General features: G+C 72.3%; 12 protein-coding genes and 2 pseudogenes. 7 read left to right on the forward strand and 7 right to left on the reverse strand.

All coding sequences use genetic code 11. The features are described 5' to 3' along the window. Positions 1-19: 19 nt before the first annotated feature. A pseudogene (locus tag AC4BEG_RS03100) lies at positions 20-845 on the reverse strand (MFS transporter). A 270-nt stretch (positions 846-1,115) separates the two neighbouring features. Here AC4BEG_RS03100 and AC4BEG_RS03105 point away from each other — a divergent pair. Beyond that, entirely contained in the window at positions 1,116-1,988 is an 873-nt protein-coding gene (locus AC4BEG_RS03105; RefSeq protein ID WP_490704368.1) for an undecaprenyl-diphosphate phosphatase, read from the forward strand. Between the two features lie 301 nt (positions 1,989-2,289). Here the strand turns inward: AC4BEG_RS03105 and AC4BEG_RS03110 are convergent, their stop codons facing one another. Then, entirely contained in the window at positions 2,290-2,925 is a 636-nt protein-coding gene (locus AC4BEG_RS03110; RefSeq protein ID WP_490706965.1) for an HAD family hydrolase, read from the reverse strand. 52 nt (positions 2,926-2,977) lie between these two features. Continuing rightward, positions 2,978-3,601 (reverse strand): flavin reductase family protein, encoded by a 624-nt coding sequence (locus AC4BEG_RS03115; RefSeq protein ID WP_490704369.1) that lies wholly within the window; start codon positions 3,599-3,601, stop codon positions 2,978-2,980. 180 nt (positions 3,602-3,781) lie between these two features. On the opposite strand from AC4BEG_RS03115, the gene AC4BEG_RS03120 reads away from it, so the two are divergent. Continuing rightward, positions 3,782-4,237, forward strand: coding sequence for an effector-associated constant component EACC1 (locus AC4BEG_RS03120; RefSeq protein ID WP_490704370.1), 456 nt, complete (start codon positions 3,782-3,784; stop codon positions 4,235-4,237). Next, the gene (locus tag AC4BEG_RS03125; RefSeq protein ID WP_490704371.1) at positions 4,234-8,835 is read left to right on the forward strand and encodes a caspase, EACC1-associated type; all 4,602 of its coding nucleotides are present in this window, start codon (positions 4,234-4,236) and stop codon (positions 8,833-8,835) included. Before AC4BEG_RS03120 ends, AC4BEG_RS03125 begins: the two co-directional genes overlap by 4 nt. A 45-nt stretch (positions 8,836-8,880) precedes the next feature. On the opposite strand, the gene AC4BEG_RS03130 is transcribed toward AC4BEG_RS03125, so the two are convergent. The 4 genes from AC4BEG_RS03130 to AC4BEG_RS03145 form a co-directional block, all read right to left on the reverse strand. Beyond that, complete coding sequence (locus AC4BEG_RS03130) at positions 8,881-9,312, reverse strand: VOC family protein (protein WP_490704372.1); 432 nt, start codon at positions 9,310-9,312, stop codon at positions 8,881-8,883. Between the two features lie 5 nt (positions 9,313-9,317). Next, positions 9,318-10,175 (reverse strand): helix-turn-helix domain-containing protein, encoded by an 858-nt coding sequence (locus tag AC4BEG_RS03135; protein ID WP_490704373.1) that lies wholly within the window; start codon positions 10,173-10,175, stop codon positions 9,318-9,320. A 57-nt stretch (positions 10,176-10,232) separates the two neighbouring features. Continuing rightward, on the reverse strand, positions 10,233-10,538 hold the full coding sequence (locus AC4BEG_RS03140; RefSeq protein WP_490704374.1) for a hypothetical protein: 306 nt from the start codon (positions 10,536-10,538) through the stop codon (positions 10,233-10,235). A gap of 167 nt (positions 10,539-10,705) precedes the next feature. Next, positions 10,706-10,993: a helix-hairpin-helix domain-containing protein gene (locus AC4BEG_RS03145; protein ID WP_490704375.1), complete on the reverse strand. Its 288-nt coding sequence runs from the start codon at positions 10,991-10,993 to the stop codon at positions 10,706-10,708. A gap of 435 nt (positions 10,994-11,428) precedes the next feature. Between AC4BEG_RS03145 and AC4BEG_RS03150 the strand changes: the two genes are divergently transcribed. The 4 genes and pseudogenes from AC4BEG_RS03150 to AC4BEG_RS03165 all read left to right on the forward strand — a co-directional run. After that, positions 11,429-12,232, forward strand: coding sequence for a hypothetical protein (locus AC4BEG_RS03150; protein ID WP_490704376.1), 804 nt, complete (start codon positions 11,429-11,431; stop codon positions 12,230-12,232). Positions 12,233-12,246: 14 nt separating this feature from the next. Beyond that, a complete protein-coding gene (locus AC4BEG_RS03155; RefSeq protein ID WP_490704377.1) occupies positions 12,247-13,467 on the forward strand; it encodes a copper amine oxidase in 1,221 nt (406 codons plus the stop codon). 44 nt (positions 13,468-13,511) lie between these two features. Continuing rightward, entirely contained in the window at positions 13,512-14,876 is a 1,365-nt protein-coding gene (locus AC4BEG_RS03160; protein ID WP_490704378.1) for a serine hydrolase domain-containing protein, read from the forward strand. Between the two features lie 163 nt (positions 14,877-15,039). Beyond that, a pseudogene (locus tag AC4BEG_RS03165) lies at positions 15,040-24,201 on the forward strand (amino acid adenylation domain-containing protein); the annotation flags it as partial. Positions 24,202-24,203 lie beyond the last annotated feature (2 nt).

Genomic DNA, 24,203 nt, shown 5'->3' on the forward strand with positions numbered 1-24,203 from the left:
GTACCGCCGAGCCGGACGGTCAGCCGCTCGTGGCACTCGTCCCGGGGGCCGAGGACGCCGCCGCGGCGCGGGCGGACAGCGGCTCGGCGATGTCCTCGAGGGAGCGGCGTTCGGCCGGTACGGCGAGGAACGCGGCGATCAGCCCGGACACCACCATCAGCGATGCCCCGATGGAGAAGGCCAGCACGGTGTCGGCGACCACACCGCTCTGTGTGAGGTCCGCGAAGATCAGCGGGCCGGTGATCCCTCCGGCCGCCGTACCGATCGCGTAGAAGAACGCGATGGCCAGGGCACGGGTCTCCATCGGGAAGACCTCGCTCACCGTCAGATAGGCGGAGCTGGCCCCGGCCGAGGCGAAGAAGAGGACCCCGCACCAGCATGCGGTCATCGTCGTCGCGGTGAGGAAGCCCTGACCGAAGAACCAGGCGGTGAGGAACAGCAGCGCCCCGGACAGGACATATGTCCCCGCGATCATCGGTCTGCGGCCGACCGATCGCGAGCGTGATCATGAAGAGCCTCTTGCGGCCGTACCGGTCGGTCAGCCAGCCGAAGAACAGGGCTCCGCAGCAGGCTCCGGCGACATAGAGGGCCGCGGCCGTCCCGGTGACCTGGGCATCGGTGATGGTCAGCCCGCTGCCGGGCTCGGAGAGCCGGCTGGCGATATTGCCGACGACGGTCACTTCCAGGCCGTCGAGGATCCATACGGTGCCGAGCCCGATGACGATCATCCAGTGCCAGCGAGACCAGGGCAGCCGGTCCAGCCGCGCCGGAACTTCGGTCGTGATGGTCCCGGCCGCCGCGCGGCCGTTCCCGCCCTCTGCTGATCCATGCCCGGTCCCAGTCATACGGCTCGGCTCCTCGGCAGATCGTCGGCATCGCGAACGCGGTGTGCGAACGCGGTGTGCCGAGCCGCCGGGTACCCCATGATCAATGCGCTTAACGGGTGAGCGGACCGGGCCCTTGGTCGTCTCTTACCCGGGGACGCTACGCTGCCCCACGAACCCGGTGGTTGATCGTCGACCACCGGCTTCTTCCCGTCGGCCACCCCCGCCTGACCCGGTCGTGCCCCATATGCGCCGGTCAGCGCATGATCAGCCTTTGGATACGTAGACGCAATGTCGTGGTTCGAATCTTTCATCCTCGGGCTTGTCCAGGGGCTGACCGAGTTCCTTCCGATTTCCTCCAGTGCCCATCTGCGGCTCACGGCCGCCTTCGCGGGTTGGAACGACCCGGGACCAGCCTTCACCGCGATCACCCAGATCGGTACCGAGCTCGCGGTGCTCATCTACTTCCGCAAGGACATCGCCCGGATCGTCTCGGCCTGGTTCCGCTCGCTCTACAGCAAGGAGTGGCGCTCCGACCATGACGCCCAGATGGGCTGGCTGGTGATCGTCGGCTCCATACCCATCGGCGTGCTCGGCATCACGCTCCAGGACCAGATCGAGGGACCGTTCCGCGATCTGCGGCTGATCGCCACCACCCTCGTGGTCATGGGTGTGGTGCTGGGCTTCGCGGACCGGCAGGCGGCGCGCGACGAGACGGGCGGGAAGCACCGTGTCGCCAAGCAGCGCAAGACGCTCCAGGAGCTCGGGGTCAAGGACGGGCTCATATTCGGCGTCTGCCAGGCGATGGCCCTGGTCCCGGGTGTCTCCCGGTCGGGAGCGACCATCAGCGGCGGTCTGCTGATGGGCTACACCCGCGAGGCCGCCGCCCGCTACTCCTTCCTCCTCGCCGTTCCGGCGGTCCTGGCGTCCGGGCTCTTCGAGCTGAAGGACGCGTCCGAGGGGCACACCTCCTGGGGCCCCACGATCTTCGCAACCGTTATCGCCTTTGTTGTCGGATATGCGGTTATCGCGTGGTTCATGAAGTTCATCTCCAGCAAGAGCTTCATGCCGTTCGTGATCTACCGGATCCTGCTGGGTCTGGTCCTCTTCGCCCTGGTCGGCTTCGGTGTGCTGAGCGCGCACGCGGCCGAGTCGGCGGGCTGACGTTCCTGACGCCCCCCGAGGACGCGCCCGAGGACATCCTCGAGGACGCTGCCGACAGGGGCAGGGAGATGGGCCGCCGGCCGAGGAGGGAGGAGTCCGGCGGCCCCTTCGCTCAGGTCTGGCGCCCCCTGAGCGGCATGGGAAGAGTCAATCGCCCCGTGGCACGGGCCGGGAAGGGTGTGCGGTAGATATATGCAAGCACTCTCGTCACACGGGGTGTGAATGCATCACACACCGTGAATTCCTGCCCTGAACTGCGGCCTTCCACTGCGCGGGCCGCTCCGGCACTCCGCCCTCGCGCTCATCCGGTGGCGACGCCGACCAGCTCGTCCAGCGAGTCGATCCGCCAGTCCGCCAGGGCCGCGTCGGCCGTACCGGCCCAGAGATGCCCCCATGGCCCGCGCCGGATATGCGCGGCCCGCAGCCCGGCGGCCTTCGCCGGACGGATGTCGAACGCCGGATAGTCCCCCACGTACACGGTGCGGTCCGGCGCGCTGTCCGCGAGTTCCCGCACCCGCCGGAAGAATCCGGCCGCGGGCTTGGCGACGCCCCATGCGCCGGACGTGGCGACGGCGTCGACCGGCAGCTCCAGCGCCCGCAGCAGCTCGCCCATGCGGACCGTCTGGTTCCCGGCGACAACGATCCGCGTCCCGGTGCCGCGCAACCGGCCGAGCGCGCCGCGGACGTCCGGATACAGATCCTCCTCGTCCAGCCGCTCCCCGCGCCCGGCCGCCTCGCGTGCCCGCCACTCGGCGGCGATGTCCATCCCCGGCCGCGCCAGGCGGAGCGCGTCGGTGTCCGGACGACCCTGTGCGACAACGGCTCCCACCAGGGCGGAGAGGGTGTGCCGCGGGACACCGAGCCAGTCGGCCCACGCGGCCCAGTGGCGGTCCTCGCGGATGAGGGTCGAGCCGACGTCGAACACGAAGGTCTCCATCACCGGCAGCACCCTACGGGCCCACGGCCCTCCCGCCCCGGGGGGCGCTCCGTCAGCCCCGGGCTTCGCTCCGGCCGGCCTCCCAGTCCGCGTACCGGATCCGGGCGCGGTCCAGGATCTCGCCGGTGGTTCCCCACTCGTTCTTGCCCAGCCGGGCCAGGGGCTTGAGCCGGTCGATCTCGGGGTGGCCGTCGGCCATCACCGCGTCGTCGACCACGGCGTGCACCACCCGCCCGAAGACCACCGTGGAATCGCCGAGACCCAGCGTGCCGTGCAGCACACACTCGAGCGCCACCGGCGACGCGGCCACCCGCGGCGGCTTCACCCGCAGGCTCGTCTCCTGCTCGATCCCCACCTTCTCGAACTCGCTGACCCCGTGCGGAAAGTCCGTCGCGGTCGCGTTGACCTCCTCGAAGAGCTGCTCGGGGGCGAAGTTCACCACGAACTCCCCGGTCTCCTCGACATTGCGCAGCGAGTCCTTCCGGCCGACGGAGGTGAACTGCACGATCGGCGGGGACACACACGAGACGGAGTAGAACGAGTGCGGCGCCAGGTTGGCCGTCCCGTCCGCCGACATCGTCGACACCCAGGCGATCGGCCGGGGCACCACGACCGAGGTCAGCAGCTTGTAGAAGGGGGTCCGGTCCATGGCCTCGGGATCAAAGTCGATACGCATGCCGCCCAGTATCCGCGCCCGCGCCCCGGACCCCAACCATGGGCCGGACCCGAACCGGGGGCTGGCAGCAACTCACCCATGAACGGAGCGAGTTCACCGTGCCACGCTCAGTGGTCCATGAGGCGGCCGGCCGTTACGCTCGCCTGAGTGACATCGGGGTAACTCGGCGGGGGGAGCAGCATGAGAGTTATCGTGTCGGTCACCGGTGGGAGCGGGGCTGCCGGCGATCTGCGGCGATGGATCACCCGCGACCCCCGGCTGCGGGGCCGGGTAGGGAGGGAGCCCGCGGCGGAACCCGCGGCGGGGACGATGGGCGGGACGGCCGAGCTGCTGCCCGTACTGCTCGCCCCCGGCGGGCTGACGGCCGCGCTCGCGGCAGCGGTCGTGGCCTGGCTCCAGAACCGCCACGGCAATCAGACCGTCACCATCGTCCGGCCCGACGGTACGCAGATCACTGTCACCTCGGAGCGGGTGCGCGGCTTGACCTCAGAAGGGACCGGCGACCTCGCCCAGCGCGTCGCCGACGCACTCCAGCAGCCCCCGTCGGAAGAGGTACCGGAGACGGGACCGGAGCATCGGCCGGGGTCCGCTCCGGGCCAGGGGCCGCTCCCCACCGGTGACCGGGACCGAGGATGAGTCCGCGGGAGGAGCCGAACATCACCGGTCTGGCCGGGCCCCACGCGTACGCCGTCGTCGTCGGCACCGGACGGCACCCCGAGGGCGCCGGGTTATCGGACCTTCCCGGCGCCACGCGGTCCGCCGCCGCCCTGGCCGAGGCACTGCACGCGGTGTGCGGAATGCGACCCGGCCACATCCACCTCATGACCGACCCGGCCGGGCCGACGGATGTGCTGGCCGCTGTCGAACGGGTGGCGACCCGGGCGCCGGAGGACGGGATCGTCGTCTTCTGCTTCGTCGGCCACGGTCTCCTCGGCCCCGAGGATCGGCTGTATCTGGCCACGGCGGCGAGCGGGTCCGCGGACAGCACCGCGTACGCCGTCCCGTACGAGGAGGTGAAAAACCGGCTGAGCGTCGCCCGCGCGAGCCCGGTGGTCATTCTCGACTGCTGCTTCTCCGGGCTGGCCGAGGCAGCTTCCCAGGGGGCGCGGCGCGATCCCTACCTCTCCGCACGCCCGGCCGGCAGCTTCCTGCTGACGTCCGCGACGTACTACTCCGCGTCCTTCGCTCCCGATGGCGCGATGTACACGCTGTTCAGCGGTGAGCTGCTGCGGCTGCTCACCGAAGGGGACACGGCGGGTCCGCGACACTTCACGCTCGCCGATGTCTACCGGCATCTCGATCACAGATTCCAGAGCGGCCCGGCGCGCCCGCACGCCGACGGTGTGGGGCGCGTGGGTGACCTCGTCATCGCCCCCAACCGCCGGTACGTGCCCGCGCCCGGACCCGGGCCCGCATCCTCCGAGCGCGGCGATGACGGTGTCTGCCCGTATCCGGGTATGCGGCCCTTCCTGTCCGAGGAGCGGCACCTTTTCTTCGGCCGCGCCGAGCTGATCCGCTCGCTGCTCGACCGGGTCGCGCCCACTGCGCCGACCGGCCCGGTGGTGCTCGTCGGCCCCTCGGGGGTGGGCAAGTCCTCTCTGCTCAGGGCCGGTCTGGGAGCCGCCCCGGACGTCCATGGCTCGGTGAGCCTGCTCCCGGCGCCGGGGCCGACGCCGTTCCGGGAACTGGTCGCCTGCTGGGCGGGGGCGGTCGGTCGGCCGTTCGGTGAGATCGCCGCCGCGTTGGGGGCCGGGCGGTTCCCCGCCCCGGCGGACGGCGGACGCCGGGCACCCGGCGTTCTGATCATCGACCAGTTGGAGGAGATCTTCACACAGTGCGAGGACCCGGAGGAACGGGATCTCTTCATCCGCGCCGTGACCGCCGAACAGCACGCCCGGCCGTCCGCCGGGCAGGATCCCCGGCCCCGCCTCGTCATGGGTCTGCGTGCTGACTACTACGGACATGTCCTGCGCGACCCCCGGCTGTCCCGGGTCATGAGGGACGGCCACTTCACCGTGGCGCCGATGACCGACGACAACATGCTGTCCGTCATCCGCGGCCCCGCCGAGCACGCTGGTCTCCGGCTCGAGGACGGCCTCGCCGAACTCCTCCTGAGGGAGCTGCGTGAGCAGGACACCGGCACCGGCGGTGACTCCATCGCGCTGCCCTTCCTCGCCCATGCGCTCCAGGAGACCTGGGCGAGACGCCGGCACGGCCGCATGACGGTCTCCGGCTACCACGCCACCGGCGGCATCCGCGGCTCAGTGGCCCTGACCGCCGAACGGGTCCACGCCTCCTTGGCGCCCGCCGACCGAACCGCGCTGCGTGCGCTGCTGCTGCGTCTGGTGTATCTGGTCGGAGCGGAAGGCAAGGCGGTGCGCCGACGGGTGCGCACCGAGGACCTGGTCGCCGCGTCGGGCGAACGCGAGCGGCAGCGCAACGTGGTCCTTCTGGGCAGGCTCGTCGAGGCGCGCCTGGTCGTGGTCGACGACGACCGCGCCCAGCTGTGCCATGACTCACTGCTGTACGGCTGGCCCGCGCTGCGGGCCTGGATCAACGAGAACCTGGAAGTGCTGCTCGCCCACCGGAGCCTGGCGGAGGCGGCCGACTCCTGGGACGAGGCCGGCAGGCCGCCCAGCGGCTTGTACACCGGCAGGCATCTGACGGCCGTACGGGACCGACTCGACGACGGTGAACAGATTCTGGAACTGCGCCGGGTGGATCGGGAGTTCCTCGCCGCCGGCGCCCTGGTGCAACGGCGCGGAAAACTGCGCTTCCGCACCGGGGTGTCGCTGCTGATCGCGATGGTGCTGGTGGTCGGCGTGGCGATCGTGCGGGCCGGTCATGCCTCGGACGACGCGGAGCGCAGGAAGGCCGTGGAGACCGCGCAGGAAATGGCGGCCCGCGCCGACGAATTGCGCGGACAGGACCCGCTGACGGCGCTGCAACTCAGTCTGGCGGCCTACCGGCTGGCAGAGGTTCCGGAGACGCGCGCCGCCCTCTACGCGTCGTATGTCACCCGGAGGCCCACCGTTCTCCAGACCGCTCCGCGTGCCGTGCGCCATCTCGCGTTCAGCCCGGACGGGCGGGTCCTGGCGGCGACGGTGGAGCGAGGGGAGGAGCGGGAGGAGGAGGGAGGGAAGGGCGAGCGGGCCGGGCAGCTGGCGTTGTGGAACCTCGGCGCCGCGTCCGGTCCGCGACCGGCGGCCGTCGTACCGTTCGGTGGCTACGCCGACGGCGACGCGGCGCTGGCCTACCATCCCCACAAGCCCCTGCTCGCGGTGGCGAACGCCAGGCGGCTCACCGTGTGGGATGTCTCCGATCCGGAAGAACCCGGGAAACTGGCGGAGCGGCCCGTCTCGCACGCCGCCGTCTCCCTGGCGTTCAGCCCCGACGGACGCGGTCTGGCCGCCGGAGAGAAGGGCGGCAGGGTGCACCTGTGGGACATGGCCGACCCGGCCCGTCCCGTCTCCCGCTGGGAGAAGAAGACGGCGGAGCAGGACGTGCTGTCCGTGGCCTTCAGCCACGACGGCCGGTACCTCGCCGCGGGAATCCGGATCGCGGGGAAGGCGGAGAAGCGGATTGCGAGCCCCCGGGGCGAGGTGCGGCTGTGGAACGTCCACGATCCGGCACGCCCGGCGCTGCGTGACACCACCACCTTCGACTCGGTGACGGCCATCGCCTTCCACCCCAAACGGGATCTACTCATGGCCTCGGGGGCCTACGGCCCGTTCTGGTGGTCGGTCGGCCCGAAGGGAAAACTCACGGCGACCGAGCAGAGCTCCTGGTGGAACGGCGGTCAGCAGTCCCTGGCCTTCCGGCCGGACGGCAGGGAGGTGGCGGCGGCCGACGGCTCCGCGCACGGTTCCGTGCTGCGCGCGAAAGCGGGCGCGGTGTCCGATCTGAAGTCATCCGGTGCGCCCCTGTCTCCGTATCCCGCCTCCGGACCGGTGCGGTCCGTGGCCTGGAGCCCGGACGGCACCGTGCTCGCCGCCGGGGACTCCCGTGGTGAGGTCAGACTGTGGCCGGACCGATTCGACGCCCCCAGTGTGCCGGGGACAGCGCCCGGCCTGGACGAGGGCGACTCGGTCAGCGACAACGGAAAGCTCCTCCTCACCACCACACGCGACACGGACGAAACCGAACACGCGACGGTCTGGGACGTGGCAGATCCGAGCGGACCGCGCAAGCGCTTCGCGGTGCCGGGGCCGTGGGTGGCCAAGCAGTTCCTCCCCGGCCGGGCCCGGCCGGTCCTGCTGAGCCGCCGGTGGAACGAGAGCCAGGGCTTCAGTGCCTTCCGGCTGTGGGAGTTCGGCTCCGCGCCGCGCTCCGCGCCGGTCCCGGGGAAGGAGTTCCGGTTCGGAGATTCCACCGCGCTGGCCACGGCCAGTTCCGACGGCAGGCTGCTGGCTCTCGGCAGCCCCCGTGGCGATGTCGAGTTGTGGGACATCCGCGATATCCACCGGCCGCGAAAGCGCGGCGAGATGACGGCGCCGCTCAGAGTGTTCGAACCGGGCCTGTGGTGGCTGGACGAGCGGACACTGGCGACGCGGGAGAACGACGACCTGCGGCTGTGGGACGTCGGCGACCCGGCACGGCCGGTGAAGGCCGCCCGGATCAAGGGTGCCTACAGCCACGCGGGAGCGGCCTATGTCCGCTCCGCGCACCTCCTGATGACCGAGGAGCCGGGGGGCCGGATCCGGTTGTGGGACATGTCCGACAGGAAGCACCCTGTCAAAGGTGATCGCCTGCCTGCCGCCCCGACCCAGTACTTCCAGCTGAAACGGCGCGAGCTGGCCACCGCGCTGCCCAGTGGACAGGTGCTCGTCTGGGATGTCACGGACCCACGGAACGTCCGCCGTCTGGACGGTCTGCGGCTGGACAGGGATGTCTCATCGGTCCGTGCCAGTCCGGATGGCGGGTGGGTGGTGACCGGGAAGCCGTACCGGCTCTGGGAGGCCCGCGGCACCGGCCGGTGGAAGACTCCGGCGTTCGCCGATCTGACGTTCGCCGCACAGGCGGGATTCCTGCCGGGTGAACGCACGCACCTCCTTGTCAACCCGGAGGCCGGCCCCGATGCTCCGGGGGGATCCACCGGGGAGGAACGGACGTTTCTTCTGGACCTCGAGCCTGATGCCGTACACCGAAGGCTGTGCCGGACCCACCCGCCGACCATCGGGAAGACGAAGTGGAAGGAGTTGTTCCCGCATCTGGCCTACCAGCGCTCGTGCTGAAGGGCGCTGGGACCGCGCCGACGGGGTCCGGACGTCAGCTGTCCGTCAGTCCTGGCCGCGCGGCTCTCCGGGATAGGTGCCGAACGACCAGGTGTTGCCCTCCGGGTCCGCGATCGCGAACTCGCGGCTTCCATAGGGCTGGTCCTCGATGGCGCGGACGATCGTCACCCGGGCCGCCGTCAGCCGCTCGTAGAGCGCGTCGACGTGTGCGGTGACGATGTACGCGCCGGAGCTGCCCGGCTGGAGGCAGCCCTTCTCGCCGGACGGATCGTAGGAGCCGAGCATGATGCCGCCGCCCTCGGGCCAGTCGAGCTGGGCGTGGGCGACGCGGTCACCGTCCCGGTAGACGGCCGTACGCTCAAAGCCGACCGTGTCGACCAGGAAGCCGATCAGGGCGAGGGCGTCGTGGGCCTGGCAGGTGGGCCACACATCGGGGGCGCGGAGCTGCTGCTTCTCGGTGGTGTGCGTGGTGTTCATGCGCCCTACTCTTCGCCGTTGCGGTGGCCCCCGGCTTGGATATTCCGGCACTCTTCGGCGAGCCAGGCCGTCGGGCTGACGCCGGTGTACTGCCGGAAGTCGCGGACGAGGTGGGAGTGGTCGTAGTAGCCGCATACGGCGGCGATACGGGACAGCTCCGGCGAGCGGTCCGCGGCGACGGCGCGGGCCACCGCGGACCTGGCGTGCTGGAAGCGCATCAGCCGGGCGGCCTGCTTGGGGCCCAGACCCGTTTCGAAGCGGAACAGGGTGGTCAGCCGGCGCGGACTGAGTGCCACATGCTCCGCCAGGCCGGAGAGCGTGCCGGTGCCGCGGTGGCGGGCCAGCCAGGCCCATGCCTTGGCAACCTCGGGGCGCACCGCGGTGTGCCGGGCCGACGCGGCGCGCTGCCGCAGATATCCGGCGAGGGTGGCGAAGCGCTCGTCCCAGGTGTCCTGGGCGCACATCCGCTCGCGCACCTCGGCGGCCCGCGCGCCGAACACCTCCGTCCCGGACACGACCAGCTGGGAGGTGAGTTCACCGGCGGGCAGCCCGAGGAGCGCACGGGCGGCCAGGGGGTGCAGCGCCAGCTGGACACCGGCCTCGTGGCTGTCCTGGGCCACATACGCGGGGTCCTGGTGCAGTCCGGCGATCACGATGTCGGTCCGTGCGGCGTCGGCCCCGTACGCCTGCTCGGGGGTGCGGCCGGTGACGACCGGGCCCTCGAGGGAGAAGATCAGCGTCAGATACGGCGAGGGCAGCCCGCGGTGCAGCGCCGGGAGGACTCCGGCGGTGCGGTAGCCGACCGCCGACACGACCATGCCGTCGAGCCCGGGAGTGGCCCGCACGAACTCGCGGGTGCTCATGGGCTCAGTATGGGCCACCTCGCGGCCATGGGGTCCGGCCCTGCTCCCGGCGGCTTCTCACCCCCGCCGTTCGCCCGCTTCCAGCAGCGCCGCGTGGGCCGCCGCGGTCAGCACCGCGGCCGCGAGCACCCAGGGGATCCAGTTGCCGGGGTTGGGCAGCCAGGTCCGTCCCAGCGCGACCGGGTAGACGATCGCCGCGTACACCGCGGGGACGGCCTGCCGGACGACACCCTTCCGGGCGGCGGCGAGGAACAGCGGCGGGCCCAGCAGCCCGGCGGAGAACACCACGCCCAGCACCCACAGCGCCCGGGTCCGGCGGGTGGCGTAGAAGGCGGCGGTCGGGTGGGCGGGGACATCGGTCATGGGTCACCTCTCGGCCGTCGGGCCCACCGTGTCCCGGCCGGGCCGGAACGCGGCGCGTGGGGTTCGTGGGCGTGTTCGTGGGCGTGTTCGCGGGCGTGGTCGCGGGCGTGGTCGCGGGGTCGCGGGTGTGTTCGCGGGCGTGGTCGCGGGGGTGGTCGCGAAACACCTCAGCGCGTTGCGTCCCGCTCCGGTTCGGGACGCAGACGGCTGAGTGCGTGATGGGCTCCGGCGGTTCCGATCCCCTCCAGGCTGAGGAGTTGGCGCGCCGACAAACTGGCGAGGAGTTCGAGATTGTCGATGCCCGCCCGCAGCAGGGTATTGGCGAGGCGATGCCCGATTCTGTCGTGGCCGAGCACATCGAAGAGTTCACCGCCCTCGCATGAACAGCGGGATTTCCCACCGGGGTTCTCCGGCGTGTTCTGCGGGGTGGTGCACGCGGAGCACACATCGATCATTCGGCCGTCCTGTCGCGCTATTGCCCAGCTCATTGGGGCCATGGCTTCCCGTACCGCGCTTGCGCTCTCGGCCGCGTGGGATGAATGAGTGGCGCCACAGAGGTCACATCGAATGATGATCCAATGGCTCATGTGCGCATGATGGCAGACGGGTCGCCAACGGGCCTTCTTCGTAGTCGCTTTGCAGTCTCCCCCGTCCAGGACGCATTCCATCCAGAACATGTGTTTCTCACAGTCGCTTGATTACAAAAGCAACTGTTACGCCGCCCGGAGTGGTGAAAACGTGTGCCGACAGTGGACAGCGGAGAGCCTCGGATGTGTCCGGGCGAGCCGCCGGAAGCGTCTCGAATCGCGCCGGTGGGACGGCGATCGCCGTGCTGTCCTCCTGAGCCCCCCACCGAGGCTCGACCGACCGACAACGGGAACGGCTGGGTGATGAGAAGCAACGCCACCAACAACGGTGCGGCCGATGCGAAGGGCGGCCGGACACGACGATGGCGCATACCCGTGGCCCTGGGTCTGTCGGCCCTGCTGGCCGCCGCGGGGACGGTGGCGCTGAAGGCCACCGGGTCAGCCGCGCCCGGCACCACCCCCGCCGCCGTGATCGCCTCCCACAACGCTCCGCTGACCTCGGAGGAATCCCGCAAGGCCACCCGGATCGCCATCGGCCACCCCACCTCCCGCCGGGGAGACATCGCCACCGGCCGTGAGCGGAACGCCGCGGGCGCGGCCGGGGCCGAGCCGCTGGACACCCATCGCCCGCCGCGGTCCCCGTCGAAGTCCGCGGCGCCGGACGGTGAGGCCGAGGTCCAGCTCTACGACTACGCCTCGGACAGCCTGATCACCCGCCGGGTCGATCTGCGCTCCGGGAAGGTGCTGGCCTCCGGCCGCCGGCACGGTGTGCAGCCGCCGCCCAGTCTCGCGGAGGCCCGGCAGGCGGTGCGGATCCTCCTCGCCGACCGCCGCCTCGGTCCGGGGATGCGCGCGTCGTACGCGTCCGCGACGCACAAGAAGCTGACCTCACCCGCTCAACTGCGGCTCCAGGGAATGGCGTTCCTGGCCGCCCGCGCCGACGGCGTCAAGGGAGCCCGGCAGGTGTCCCGGTGCGGTGCCCATCGATGTGTGCAGCTCTTCATCCGCGTTCCTGGCACACAGGGCCGCGACGGTGGCAGGTGGATCGACACCAGTCGCATCGTCATCGATCTGTCGGCCCGGCGCGCCGCCGTCATCGGCCTCTGAGGGGAGTCCCGTTCGTGTTCCGTGTCCTGTGGCGTGCCCGTGTGCTCGTGGCCGCGGCGGTTCTGCTGGGCTTAGGCATGCCGGGTCCGGCGTCCGCCGCTCCGCGGGAGCCCTCGGCGACCGCCGACTGCCCCGCGGCCAACCGCATCGACAAGGCCCTGAAGAACGGCGCCCGTTGGCGGATGTGCTGGGACGTCGACCGCAACACCGGTGTGGTGCTGAGCGATGTGACGTACACCCCGCTGCGCGGCACCGCGACCCGGGTGCTGAAGAGCGCGTCACTCGCCGAGGTGCATGTGCCCTACGACAGTGGCGAGCCGCGTTTCTACGATGTGTCCGCCATCGGCTTCGGCGACCTGGAGCAGGGCACCCTCACCAAGCTGACGAAGAAGGACTGCCCGGCGGGGCGGCTCGGCAGCTTCCGCGGCACCGCCGTGCTGTGCGGCGAGGAGCAGCCGAGGCCCTTCGCCTACAAGAGCGCGGTGGAGAAGGGGGTGCTGCACGGCAGTGATCTGACCGTCTTCTCGGTCTCGGAGATCGGCTGGTACGACTACATCGTCGAGTGGCACTTCGCCGACGACGGCTCGATCACCCCGAGGGCGGGCGCCACCGGCTCCCTGTCGCCGTTCCAGTTCGCCGACGCGACCCGTGGCTGGCCGACCGGGGTGGGCTCCACCCGGTTCAGCGAGAACCACAGCCACAACATCTTCTGGCGGCTGGACTTCGACGTCGACGGGGAGAAGAAGAACGCCGTCGAGCAGTACGACTTCCCCGGCAGCGGCACCGCGAAGCGCACCACCAAGCGCACCGTGCTCTCCCAGGAGACGGCGGCGGACATCGCCCCCAGCCGCTTCTGGCGGGTGGTGAACCGGGCCGCCGAGAACGCCGACGGCCACCCGAAGTCATGGGAGATCGACAACCACGAGAGCGACCAGTACCGCGGGCCGGACCACACCGAGGACTTCACCCACCACGACATGTACTTCACGCAGTACCGGACGTGCGAGCGGCTGGCGTACGGCAACAAGGCCAACGCGTACGGCACCGCCGCGTCCGGCTGCGCCGCCTCGGTGGACAAATACGTCAACGGCGAGAAGCTCACCGACCCGGTGGCCTGGGTCAGTGTCGACTTCCACCATGTGCCCCGGGACGAGGACGAGGACCCCATGCCCACGCACTGGCAGGGCTTCCGGATCGTCCCCCGCGATGTGACCGCCACCAGCCGGCTGCCGTGACCCCCGGCAGGCCGTCCGTCCCCTCGTGCGCCAAGGAGTACACCGTGTACCACGGGTCCGAGACCGCTTCCAGAGACGAGCGGCGCCCCAAGGAGCGCCGCCTCCTCGAAGACCGTCTGACCGCACTGGCCCGCGCCCACCGGGTGCCGGGCGCCCAACTCGCCGTGCACACCGGCGGATCCACCCTCACCGTGGAGACCGGTGTGCTGGACGCGGACACCGCGGAGCCGTTCACCGCCGAAACCGCGGTGCCCATCGGCTCGATCACCAAGTGCTACACCGCGACGCTGGTGCTGCTGCTGGTGGCCGACGGGGACGTGGCACTCGACGACCAGCTCGGCGACCACGTACCGGAGCTGCGGCGGTCCGGCACGCCGTGCACGGTGCGCCAGGTGCTCAGCCACACCGCGGGGCTGCCGTCGGGCCCCGACTCCGACCAGGTGGCCGCGCTGACCGCCGCGCGCTATCTGCTGGACCACTGCACCGACCGCAGCCTGGTGATGGCGCCGGGCACCGACTTCTCCTATTCCAACGCCGGTTATGTGGCCGCGGGCCGGCTCATCGAGACGGTCACCGGAATGAGCTGGGCGGAGGCCGTACGGTCGGTGCTGCTGGAACCGCTGGGTAGCGTGCCCTGCTTCGTGGGCGCCACCGGAACCGCGCGCCGCCCGCTGGCGCACGGCCACGCGGGCAACACGGCCACCGGCAGAACCCGGCCGGTGCGCCAGAACCTCGCCCCGGCGGAGGCCGCGGCCGGAGCCCTCGCGGTCAGTGCGCTCGATCTGGTGGCGCTGGCGCGGGCGCACACCGGCGACGGGCCTCCGGGGCTGCTGCCCGCGGAGCTCGCGGCACGGGCGCGCCGTCCGGTGCCCGGCGCCGATCCCGGTGTGCTCGCCGACGGCTGGGGCCTGGGGGTCGCACTCTTCCGGCGGGACGACATCCTGTGGTTCGGCCACGACGGCAACGCCCAGGGAACCTCCTGCCATCTGCGGGCGGATCCGGTCAGCGGTGCCGTGGTCGCCTTCACCAGCAACGCGAGCGCCGGCACCGGGATGTGGCACGAACTGGCCGACGCGCTCGAGGACATCACCGGGATCCGGGTGCCCGCGACCCCGGCCCGCCCCGCCCCGGCCACCCCCATGGCCGCGACCGCCCAGTGCACCGGGGTCTATCTGAACGGTGACATCGAGTACCAGGTGACGATGAGCGACAGCGGCAATCTCGCCCTGTCCGTGGACGGCGATCTGCCCGCGCCCCTGGTCTGTCACGAGGACCTCACCTGCGACCTGGTGGACCCGTCCTCCGGACGCCGGATCCCCGGTGGCCGCTTCGTGCGCGATCCGCGGACCGGCGCGGTCGACCGCATTCAGCTCTCGGGCCGGATGGCCCGCAAGAGCGCCCTGGTCTGACAGCCGCGACCGGTCCTCCCCACACCGGTCCTCCCCAGACCGGACCTCCCCACCGCGGCGGACTCCCCCACGCTCACCGTCAGGCCACGCGGCGCACCGTCCCCCTGTCCCCGCCCGAACACCCGCTCCGAAGGGCCGACCCACCATGAACGACCGCCATGAGATGTCATCCGGCCAGCCGACCGCCCGTACGGCTGCCGCACCCCAGGTGGCACCGGGCCTGCCTCCGGCGGAGTGGAACGCCACCGGCCGTGACGCTTCCCACGCCCCGCTGGACGCGCTGTTCGCCGTGTGGGCGGCGCGCACTCCGGACGCTCCGGCGCTGGTGGCGCAGGACCGGACGTGGTCCTTCGGCGAGGTCGAGGAGTGGGCCAACCGGCTGGCGCACCGGCTGATCGGGCGTGGGGTGGGACCGGAGCGCGTCGTGGCCCTGGTACTGCCGCGCTCGGCCGAACTGGTGGTGGCGGAGCTGGCGGTGGCAAAAGCCGGAGGTGCCTTCCTCCCGGTGGACCCGGCCCACCCCGAGGAGCGCCGGGCCATGATGCTGGCCGACGCCCGGCCCGTCGTGGTGCTGGACGATCCGGCGGATATCCGCACCGTGACCGGCCCCGGCCGTGCCCCCGGTGACACGGACCGGCTCGCCCCGCTGCTGCCGGAGCATCCGGCATACGTCATCTACACCTCGGGGTCCACCGGTGTCCCCAAGGGGGTGATGGTGGCCCACGGCGGCCTGGGAAACTTCTCGGCCGCGGCCGCCGAACACTACGCCGTACGGCCGGGCGACCGGTGGTTGCAGTTCTCCTCGCCCAGTTTCGACGCCTCGGTGCTGGAGCTGTGCTCCTCGCTGCTCGCGGGCGCCGCGCTGGTGGTGCCTCCGGAAGGGCCGCTGCTGGGCGCCGAGTTGTCCGCCGTACTGCGGGACCACGCGGTGACCCACGCCCTGATCCCCCCGGCGGCGCTGGCGACGGTGCCCGCCGAGGAGGCCCGCCGGGGGCTGGAGGACCTGCGCACACTGATCGTGGGCGCCGAGGCGTGCCCGGCCGGTCTGGTGGATCTGTGGGCGCCGGACCGGCGGCTGGTCAACTCCTACGGTCCGACGGAGGCCACCGTCGTGGCCACCTGGACCGGTGCGCTGCGCGCGGGCTCCGGCACCCCGCCGATCGGCCGTCCGCTGCCCAACACCCGGGTGTACGTACTGGACGGGGCGATGCGGCAGGTGCCGGTCGGCACCACCGGTGAGCTGTACATCAGCGGCGCGGGGGTGGCCCGCGGCTATCTGGACCGGCCGGGGCTCACGGCGGAGCGCTTTGTCGCCGCCCCCTTCGGTCCACCGGGCGGCCGGATGTACCGCACCGGCGATCTGGCGCGCTGGACGGCCGACGGGGAGCTGGAGTTCCTCGGCCGCACCGATCACCAGGTCAAGGTGCGGGGGTTCCGTATCGAGCTGGGCGAGGTGGAGGCCGCGCTCGCCCGCCATCCGGAGGTCGGGGCCGCCGTTGTCACCGTGCGGGAGGACGAGCCGGGGCTGCGGCGGCTGGTGGCGTACGTGGTGCCCGCCGGTGGCGGGACACCGCCGGGGGCCGCCGGACTGCGGGCCGCGGTGAGCCGGGTGCTGCCCGCGCACATGGTGCCGTCCGCCTATGTCGTGCTGGACGCCTTGCCCCTCACCCCGCACCGGAAGATCGACCGCGCGGCGCTGCCCGCGCCGCGCTCCGCCCCCGACGGGGACGCCCGCCACATCGCTCCGCGCACCCCGGCCGAAGCCGCCCTGGCCCGGATCTGGGCCGAGGTAATGCCGGTGGACACCGTGGGCGTCGAGGACGACTTCCTCGGGCTCGGCGGCGACTCGGTCCTGGGGATCCGGCTGCTGTCCCGGGTGCGGGCGGAGCTGGGGGCTGAACTGACGCTCCGTGAACTCCTGGACGCCGGGACCGTGGCACGGCTGGCGCGGGCGCTGCCCGCCGAGCCCGTGGCCGTGGATCCGCCGATCCCGCCCGCGCCGCGCGACCGCCCGCTGCCACTGTCCGCGGCCCAGCGGCGGCTGTGGTTCCTGGACGATCTGACCTCCGGCGGGACCGAGTACAACACCGGGGCCGGGCTGCGGCTGAGCGGCCCGCTGGACGCCGAGGCGCTGCGCCGCGCGCTGGACGGACTGGCCGCCCGCCATGACGCGCTGCGCACCACCTTCGCCACCGTGGACGGCCACGGGGTGCAGCGGGTGGCCGAGCGGGGCACCGTACCTCTGGAGCGCACCGATCTGAGCGGGCTGCCCGCCGCCGAGCGGGCCGGGGCCGTCGACGCAGCTCTGACCGAGGAGTTGAGCCGCAGCTACGACCTGGAGCGGGGGCCGCTGACCCGGGCGCTGCTGATCCGGCTCGCCGACGACGAGCACATCCTGCTGCTCGCCCAGCACCACATCGTCACCGACGGCTGGTCCGTCGGTGTGCTGGTGCGTGAACTGGCCGCGCTCTACGGGGCGCGGGTGGCGGGCACGGACGCCGGACTGCCGCCGCTGCCCCTCCAGTACCCGGACTACGCCGTGTGGGAGCGGAGCCGTCCGGCTCCGCCGCGGCAGGAGACGGATCTGAAGTACTGGCGGACCAAGCTCGCCGGGATGCAGACACTGGAGCTGCCCACCGACCGGCCCCGGCCGCCGGTGCGCACCACCGCGGGCGCGGTCCACCGTCATGAGCTGCCCGCCGATCTGGTGGCGGATCTCGCCCGATTGGGCCGGGAGCGCGGCACCACCCTGTTCACCCTGCTGGCGGCGGCGGTGTCGGTGCTGTTCGCGCGCTATTCGGGGCAGCGGGACATCTCCTTCGGCACCGTCACCAACGGACGGAACCGCAGCGAACTGGAGTCCGTCGCCGGGTTCTTCGTCAACACCCTGGTGCTGCGCTCCGAGGTGGACGGGGACACCACGGTCGGGCAGTTCCTCGACACCATGCGTGAAACGGTGCTGGACGCGTTCGGCCATGACGAGCTGCCGTTCGAGCGTGTGGTGGAGGAGCTGGCCCCGCAGCGCGATCCCAGCCGCAATCCGCTGGTGCAGGCGCTGGTCGTCCAGCAGAGCGCGATGGTGCCGACCCGGGAGGCCGGGGAGCTGCGGATCACCGAGCACGCCCTGCCGCGGCCCGCCGCGCGGTTCGACCTGGTGCTGGAGTTCCTGCCGCGGGAGAGCGGTTCGCTGGGTCTGACGGTGGAGTACAACTCCGATCTGTTCGACGCCGGGACGATGGAGCGGATGGCCACCCATCTGCACCGGCTGCTGACGGGCATGGCGACGGCTCCCGAAACCCCCCTGATCGAACTCCAGATGCTCACCGACGCCGAGTGGCATACGATGCTCGACTCCTGGAACGGGCCGGGGCGCCCGGCCCCGGACACCACGCTGCCCGCGCTGTTCGAGGCACAGGCGGCCGGCCGCCCCTCGGCTCCCGCGGTGGCCCACGGGGATGTCCGGCTGTCCTACGGCGAGCTGAACCGACGTGCCAACCGGCTGGCCCGGCTGCTGATCGACCGTGGTATCGGCCCGGAGCGCCTGGTGGCGCTGGCGCTGCCGCGCACCGCCGACCTGGTCGTGGTGGTGCTGGCGGTGCTCAAGGCGGGCGCGGGCTATCTGCCGCTGGACCCGGGCTATCCGGCCCGGCGCATCGCGCTGATGCTGGGTGACGCTACGCCCGCGGTGGTGCTGACCACCGGTGAGACGGCCGGATGTCTGCCCCCGGGCGCGGAGATCCTGGTCCTGGACGACACCGCGGTCCGCTCCGATCTGGCCTCGCGCGCGGACGGCGACATCACCGACGCCGAGCGGACCATGCCGCTGGACCCGGCCCACCCCGCGTATGTCATCTACACCTCCGGATCGACCGGCAGGCCCAAGGGCGTGGTGGTCACCCACCGCAGTGTGGCGGCTCTCGCGGCCTGGGCCGAGGCGGAGTTGGGGCGGAGCCGGCTGACCGATGTGGTGGCCGCCACCTCGCTCAACTTCGATGTGTCGGTGTTCGAGCTCCTGTGCCCGCTGCTGGCCGGGGGCAGTGTCGAGGTGGTCCGGGAGCTGCCCGCGCTGCTCGATCCGCGGGAGCGGCCGCGCACCCCCGGGCTGATCAGCGCGGTGCCCTCGGTGTTCGACCGGATCCTGGCCGGGGACACGGTGGCGTTGCAGGCCGGAACGGTGGTGCTGGCGGGCGAGGCGCTGTCCGCCAAGACCGTACGGGACGTCCGCGCGGCCATGCCGTCGTGCCGGATCGCGAATCTGTACGGGCCGACCGAGGCCACGGTGTACGCCACCGCGTGGTTCTGCGACGGCGCGGCGCCCGAGCAGGCCCCGCCGATCGGACGTCCGGTGGCCGCCACCCGCGCCTACGTCCTGGACCCCACCCTGCGACTGGTGCCTCCCGGGGTGACCGGGGAGCTGTACCTCGGTGGCCAGGGGCTGGCCCGCGGCTATCTCAACCGGCCCGCGCTGACCGCCCGGCGCTTTGTGGCGGACCCCTTCGGCACGCCCGGCGGCCGGATGTACCGCACCGGTGATCTGGTGCGGTGGAACGGCGACGGCCGGCTGGAGTACATGGGCAGAGCGGACGACCAGGTCAAGATCCGCGGTTTCCGGATCGAGCTGGGCGAGGTGGAGACGGCGCTGCTGCGCCACCCCGAGGTGGCCGGGGCCGCGGCCGTCGCCAAGGAGTCCGGCGACCTCAAGCGGCTGATCGCCTATGTGGTGGCGGCGCCGGGGGTCTCCCCGGATCCGGCCGGGCTGCGCCGGTTCCTGCGGCGCGCACTGCCCGACTACATGGTGCCCGCCACCGTCCTGGTGCTGGACCGGATGCCGCTCAACCCCAACGGCAAGCTGGACCGGAACCGGCTGCCCGACCCGGACTGGAGCGCCACCGCGGCCCATGGCTATGTGGCACCGCGCACCGCCACCGAGCGGACCCTCGCGGCGGTGTGGGCGGGGATCCTGCGGATGGAGCGGGTCGGGGTGGAGGACAACTTCTTCTCCCTCGGCGGCGATTCGATCCTCAGCATCCAGCTGGTGTCCCAGGCGCGGCAGGCCGGACTTCCGCTCACCTCGCGCGATGTCTACCGCCATCAGACGATCGCGGCGCTGGCCCTGCATCTGGACACCTCCGCCCCGGCCGAGCGGCCGGTGGTGTCCGGGGACCAGGAGGCCACCGGGGAACTGCCCCTGACGCCCATTCAGCGGTGGCTGTTCGAGCACGACCCGGAGCGGGCCGGGCACTTCAACCAGACGGTGTCCATGGTCCTGGCCGAGGACGTGGACGAGGAGGCGCTGCGCGGTGCCCTGGCGGAGCTGTTGGCCCACCATGACGCGCTGCGCTCCCGCTTCCCGCTGCACGGCGGCGGGCCCGGCCGCGACCAGTGGATCGACGGTGTCGGCTCCATGGAGGTGCTGCGCCATGCCACCGGCGACGGCGCCGCCCATCTCGGCGGCTTCGATCTGGCGGCGGAACCGCCGCTGCGCGCGGTGTTCGAGGAGGGCGGCGACGGACGGCGTCCGGTGCTGCACCTCACCGTGCACCACGCCGTGGTGGACGGTGTCTCCTGGCGCGTCCTGCTGGAGGACCTGGACACCGCCTACCGCGCCCTGGCCGGGGGCGGCCCGGTCCGGCTGCCCGCGAAGTCGTCCTCGCTGCGCCACTGGGCGCTGCGGCTGACCCGGCACGCGGAGGCCGGAGGGTTCGACGACGAGACGGCGTACTGGACCGAGGTGGCCGCCGGGTGCGATCCGGCGCTGCCGACGGACCGCCAGGGGGCCAACACCTACGCCTCGGCGCGCTCGGTCACCGTCCGGCTCGGCGAGGACGAGACCGCCGCCCTGCTCCAGACGCTGCCCGAGGTGTACCGGACGCAGGTCAACGATGTGCTGCTGAGCGCGCTGGCGGGGGTGCTGACCAGGTGGACCGGACGGGCCCGGGTCCCGGTGGACCTGGAGGGACACGGCCGCGAGGAGCTCTTCGAGGACGTGGATCTGTCCCGTACGGCCGGGTGGTTCACCACCCGTTTCCCGGTGGCGCTCGAGCTGCCCGACGGCGACTGGGGCGTGGTGCTCAAGTCCGTCAAGGAGCAGCTGCGGGCGGTGCCGCGGCGCGGTCTGGGCTACGGGGTGCGGCGCCATCTGCTCCGCCCCGAGGGCTTCCCGGACGGCCCCACGGCGGGGATCAGCTTCAACTACCTGGGCCAGTTCGCACTGCCGGGTGAGGGCGACGGGCTGTTCCGGGACACCCACCGCGAACTCTCCCTGGACGCCGACCCCGAGAGCCCGCGGCCGCATCCGCTGGAGGTGGTCGGCCGGGTCGAGAGGCGGACCCTGGAGTTCACCTGGTTCTACTCGGCCCAGCTGCACCACGAGGAGACCGTGGCCCGCCTGGCGGAGGAGTTCCGCCGGGCGCTGGTGGAGATCGCCCGGTACGGCAGCGCGCCCGGCGCCGGGGGCCGTACCCCGTCCGACTTCCCGCTCGCCACACTCGACCAGGCCACCGTGGACCGGCTGGCGGGCGACGGCGCCGCGGTGGAGGACATCTACCCGCTCACCCCCACCCAGGCGGGCATGCTGTTCCACCGGCTGTCCCAGGACGACCGGCGCGTCTACTTCCAGCAGTTGGCCTTTGTGCTCGACGGGGTGCCCGACCCGGAGGCGCTGGCCGCCGCCTGGCAGCGGGTGGCCGACCGTACGCCGGGCTTGCGCACCCGCGCGGTGTGGGACGGGGTGGCCGAACCGCTCCAGGTGGTGGAGCGCGCGGTGCGGCTGCCCGTCACCCACCTCGACTGGCGGGGACTGGCCGAGGACGAACGCCGGGAGCACTTGCGGCGGTTCCTCGCCGAGGACCGGGAACGCGGTCTGGACCCGGGCACCGCGCCGCTGAGCCGGCTGGCGCTCGCCCGGCTGTCGGCCACCGAGGTCCAGGTGGTGTGGACCTTCGACCATCTGATCCTGGACGGCTGGAGCCTGTTCCAGGTGCTGTCGGACGTCTTCCACTGCCATGCGCGGGCACGCGAGGGCGCGACCGGCGCCGCCCTGGCCGACGGGCTGCCCAGCCGCCGTCCGTTCCGCGACTATGTGGCCTGGCTGCGGGAGCGCGACGGGGCGCGGGCCGAGGAACACTGGCGGGTCCGGCTCGCGGGGCTCACGGAGCCCACCGCGCTGCCCTACGACCGGGAGCCCACCGAGACCCATCACGCCGAGTCCACCGAGGCGGTGCGGGTGACCGTGCCCGCCGACACCTCCCGCCGTCTTGCGGAGCTGGCCCGGGACGAGGGGCTGACGGTGAACACCCTCCTCCAGGGGGCGTGGGCGCTACTGCTGTCCCGGCAGACCGGCCGCCCGGACGTGGTGTTCGGTACGACGGTGTCCGGGCGCCCTGCCGAACTCCCCGGCGCGCCGGACATGAACGGGCTGTTCATCGCCACCCTGCCGACCCGGGTGCGGGTGCCGTCCGGCTCCACCCTGCTGAGCTGGCTGCGGGAGGTGCAGTCGGCGCAGACCGAGGACCGGCGGTTCGACTTCGTCCCCCTGCCCCGGCTGCGGTCGTGGACCGGGCTCGCCGAGCGGGTCAACCTCTTCGACAGCATCGTGGTGTTCGAGAACTATCCCGTGGGCGGTGACCTCGCCGCCGCACACGGACTGGCACTGCGGGAGCTCGACGGGATCGAGACCACCAACTACCCGCTGAGCCTGGTGGTCTACCCGGGCGAGGAGCTGACCCTGCGGCTCGGCTACGACCCGGCGCTGTTCGACGCGGCCACCGTGGAACGGATGGCGGAGTATCTGTCGGTGCTGCTCGCCACCATGGCGGAGAGCCCGGACCGGGCACCGGCCCGGCTGCCGATGCTCACCCCCGAGCGCCGCCGGGTGCTCGACCGGTGGAACGACACCGCCGCGCCGGTGGCGATGAGCACCCTGCCCGAACTGTTCGCCGCGCAGGTCCACAAGGCCCCGGACGCCATCGCGCTGGACGGCGCGTGCGGCCCGGTGAGCTACCGGGAGCTGGACATCCGCGCCAACCGGCTGGCCCACCGGCTGATCGGGCTCGGTGTCCGGCCCGAGCACCCGGTGGCGGTGCTGATGGACCGTTCGGCGGAGCTGCTCGTGGCGCAGCTCGCCATCGTCAAGGCGGGCGGGGTGTATGTCCCGCTGGACGTACGGGCGCCCGGGGACCGGCTGCGCACGGTGCTGGCCGAGGCGTCGGCGGACGTCCTGCTGACCGACCGGGCCTGGGAGCGCACCGCCGCGGACGTACCGCACGGCGGGCGGACCGTGGTGGTGGCGCCCGGCGAGGACGGGAGCGGTCCCGGTGATCCGCCGCGGGTGGCGGTCTTCCCCGACTCCACCGCGTATGTGATGTTCACCTCCGGCTCCACCGGGCGGCCCAAGGGGGTCGCGGTGCGCCACCGCGATGTGGCCATGCTCGCCGCCGACCGCGCCTTCGCCGGGCACGACCGGGTGCTGGTGCACTCCCCGCAGGCGTTCGACGCCTCCACCTACGAGGTGTGGGTGCCGCTGCTGCGCGGCGGCACCGCCGTCCTCGCGCCCGAGGGGGACGTGGACGCGGACACCGTGCGCCGGGCGATCGACACCCACGGGGTGGGGTGTCTGTGGCTGACCGCCGGACTGTTCCGGCTGCTCGCGCAGGACACGCCGGAGTGTCTGCGCGGCGCACGGGAGGTGTGGACCGGCGGTGACGTGGTGCCCGCGGCGGCGGTGCGCCGGGTGCTGGACGCCTGCCCGGGGCTGACGGTCGTCGACGGCTACGGGCCCACCGAGACCACCACCTTCGCCACCCGGCGGGCTTTCCGCGCCGGGGAGGAACTGCCGCGCGCGCTGCCCATCGGACGGCCCATGGACAACACCCGGGCCCATGTCCTGGACGCCGCTCTCCAGCCCCAACCACCGGGTATCCCGGGAGAGTTGTACATCGCGGGCGCGGGTCTCGCGCGCGGCTACCGGAACCGTCCGGGTGCCACGGCCGAGCGGTATGTGGCCGATCCGTTCGGACCGCCCGGGTCCCGGATGTACCGCACCGGGGACATCGTGGCCTGGACCGACGACGGTGAACTCACCTTCGTGGGCCGGGCCGACGACCAGCTGAAGATCCGGGGTTTCCGGATCGAACCGGGGGAGATCGAGGCCGCGCTCGTCCGCCACGAGGCCGTGGCGGAGGCGGTGGTGACCCTCGCCCGGGACGGGGAGCGCACCCTGCTGACCGGCTACGTGGTCCCGGTGCGCGGCGGCGCCCTGCCCGGGGCCGAGGAGCTGCGCTCCCTCCTCGGCGCCACACTGCCCGACTACATGGTGCCCGCGGTGTT

Source organism: Streptomyces sp. JLBJ103 (genome assembly GCF_058215575.1).

Coding starts and splice junctions, on each gene's coding strand:
- AC4BEG_RS03105 (WP_490704368.1), top strand. CDS start 1,116: ATGTCGTGGTTCGAATCTTTCATCCTCGGGCTTGTCCAGGGGCTGACC.
- AC4BEG_RS03110 (WP_490706965.1), bottom strand. CDS start 2,925: ATGGAGACCTTCGTGTTCGACGTCGGCTCGACCCTCATCCGCGAGGAC.
- AC4BEG_RS03115 (WP_490704369.1), bottom strand. CDS start 3,601: ATGCGTATCGACTTTGATCCCGAGGCCATGGACCGGACCCCCTTCTAC.
- AC4BEG_RS03120 (WP_490704370.1), top strand. CDS start 3,782: ATGAGAGTTATCGTGTCGGTCACCGGTGGGAGCGGGGCTGCCGGCGAT.
- AC4BEG_RS03125 (WP_490704371.1), top strand. CDS start 4,234: ATGAGTCCGCGGGAGGAGCCGAACATCACCGGTCTGGCCGGGCCCCAC.
- AC4BEG_RS03130 (WP_490704372.1), bottom strand. CDS start 9,312: ATGAACACCACGCACACCACCGAGAAGCAGCAGCTCCGCGCCCCCGAT.
- AC4BEG_RS03135 (WP_490704373.1), bottom strand. CDS start 10,175: ATGAGCACCCGCGAGTTCGTGCGGGCCACTCCCGGGCTCGACGGCATG.
- AC4BEG_RS03140 (WP_490704374.1), bottom strand. CDS start 10,538: ATGACCGATGTCCCCGCCCACCCGACCGCCGCCTTCTACGCCACCCGC.
- AC4BEG_RS03145 (WP_490704375.1), bottom strand. CDS start 10,993: ATGATCGATGTGTGCTCCGCGTGCACCACCCCGCAGAACACGCCGGAG.
- AC4BEG_RS03150 (WP_490704376.1), top strand. CDS start 11,429: ATGAGAAGCAACGCCACCAACAACGGTGCGGCCGATGCGAAGGGCGGC.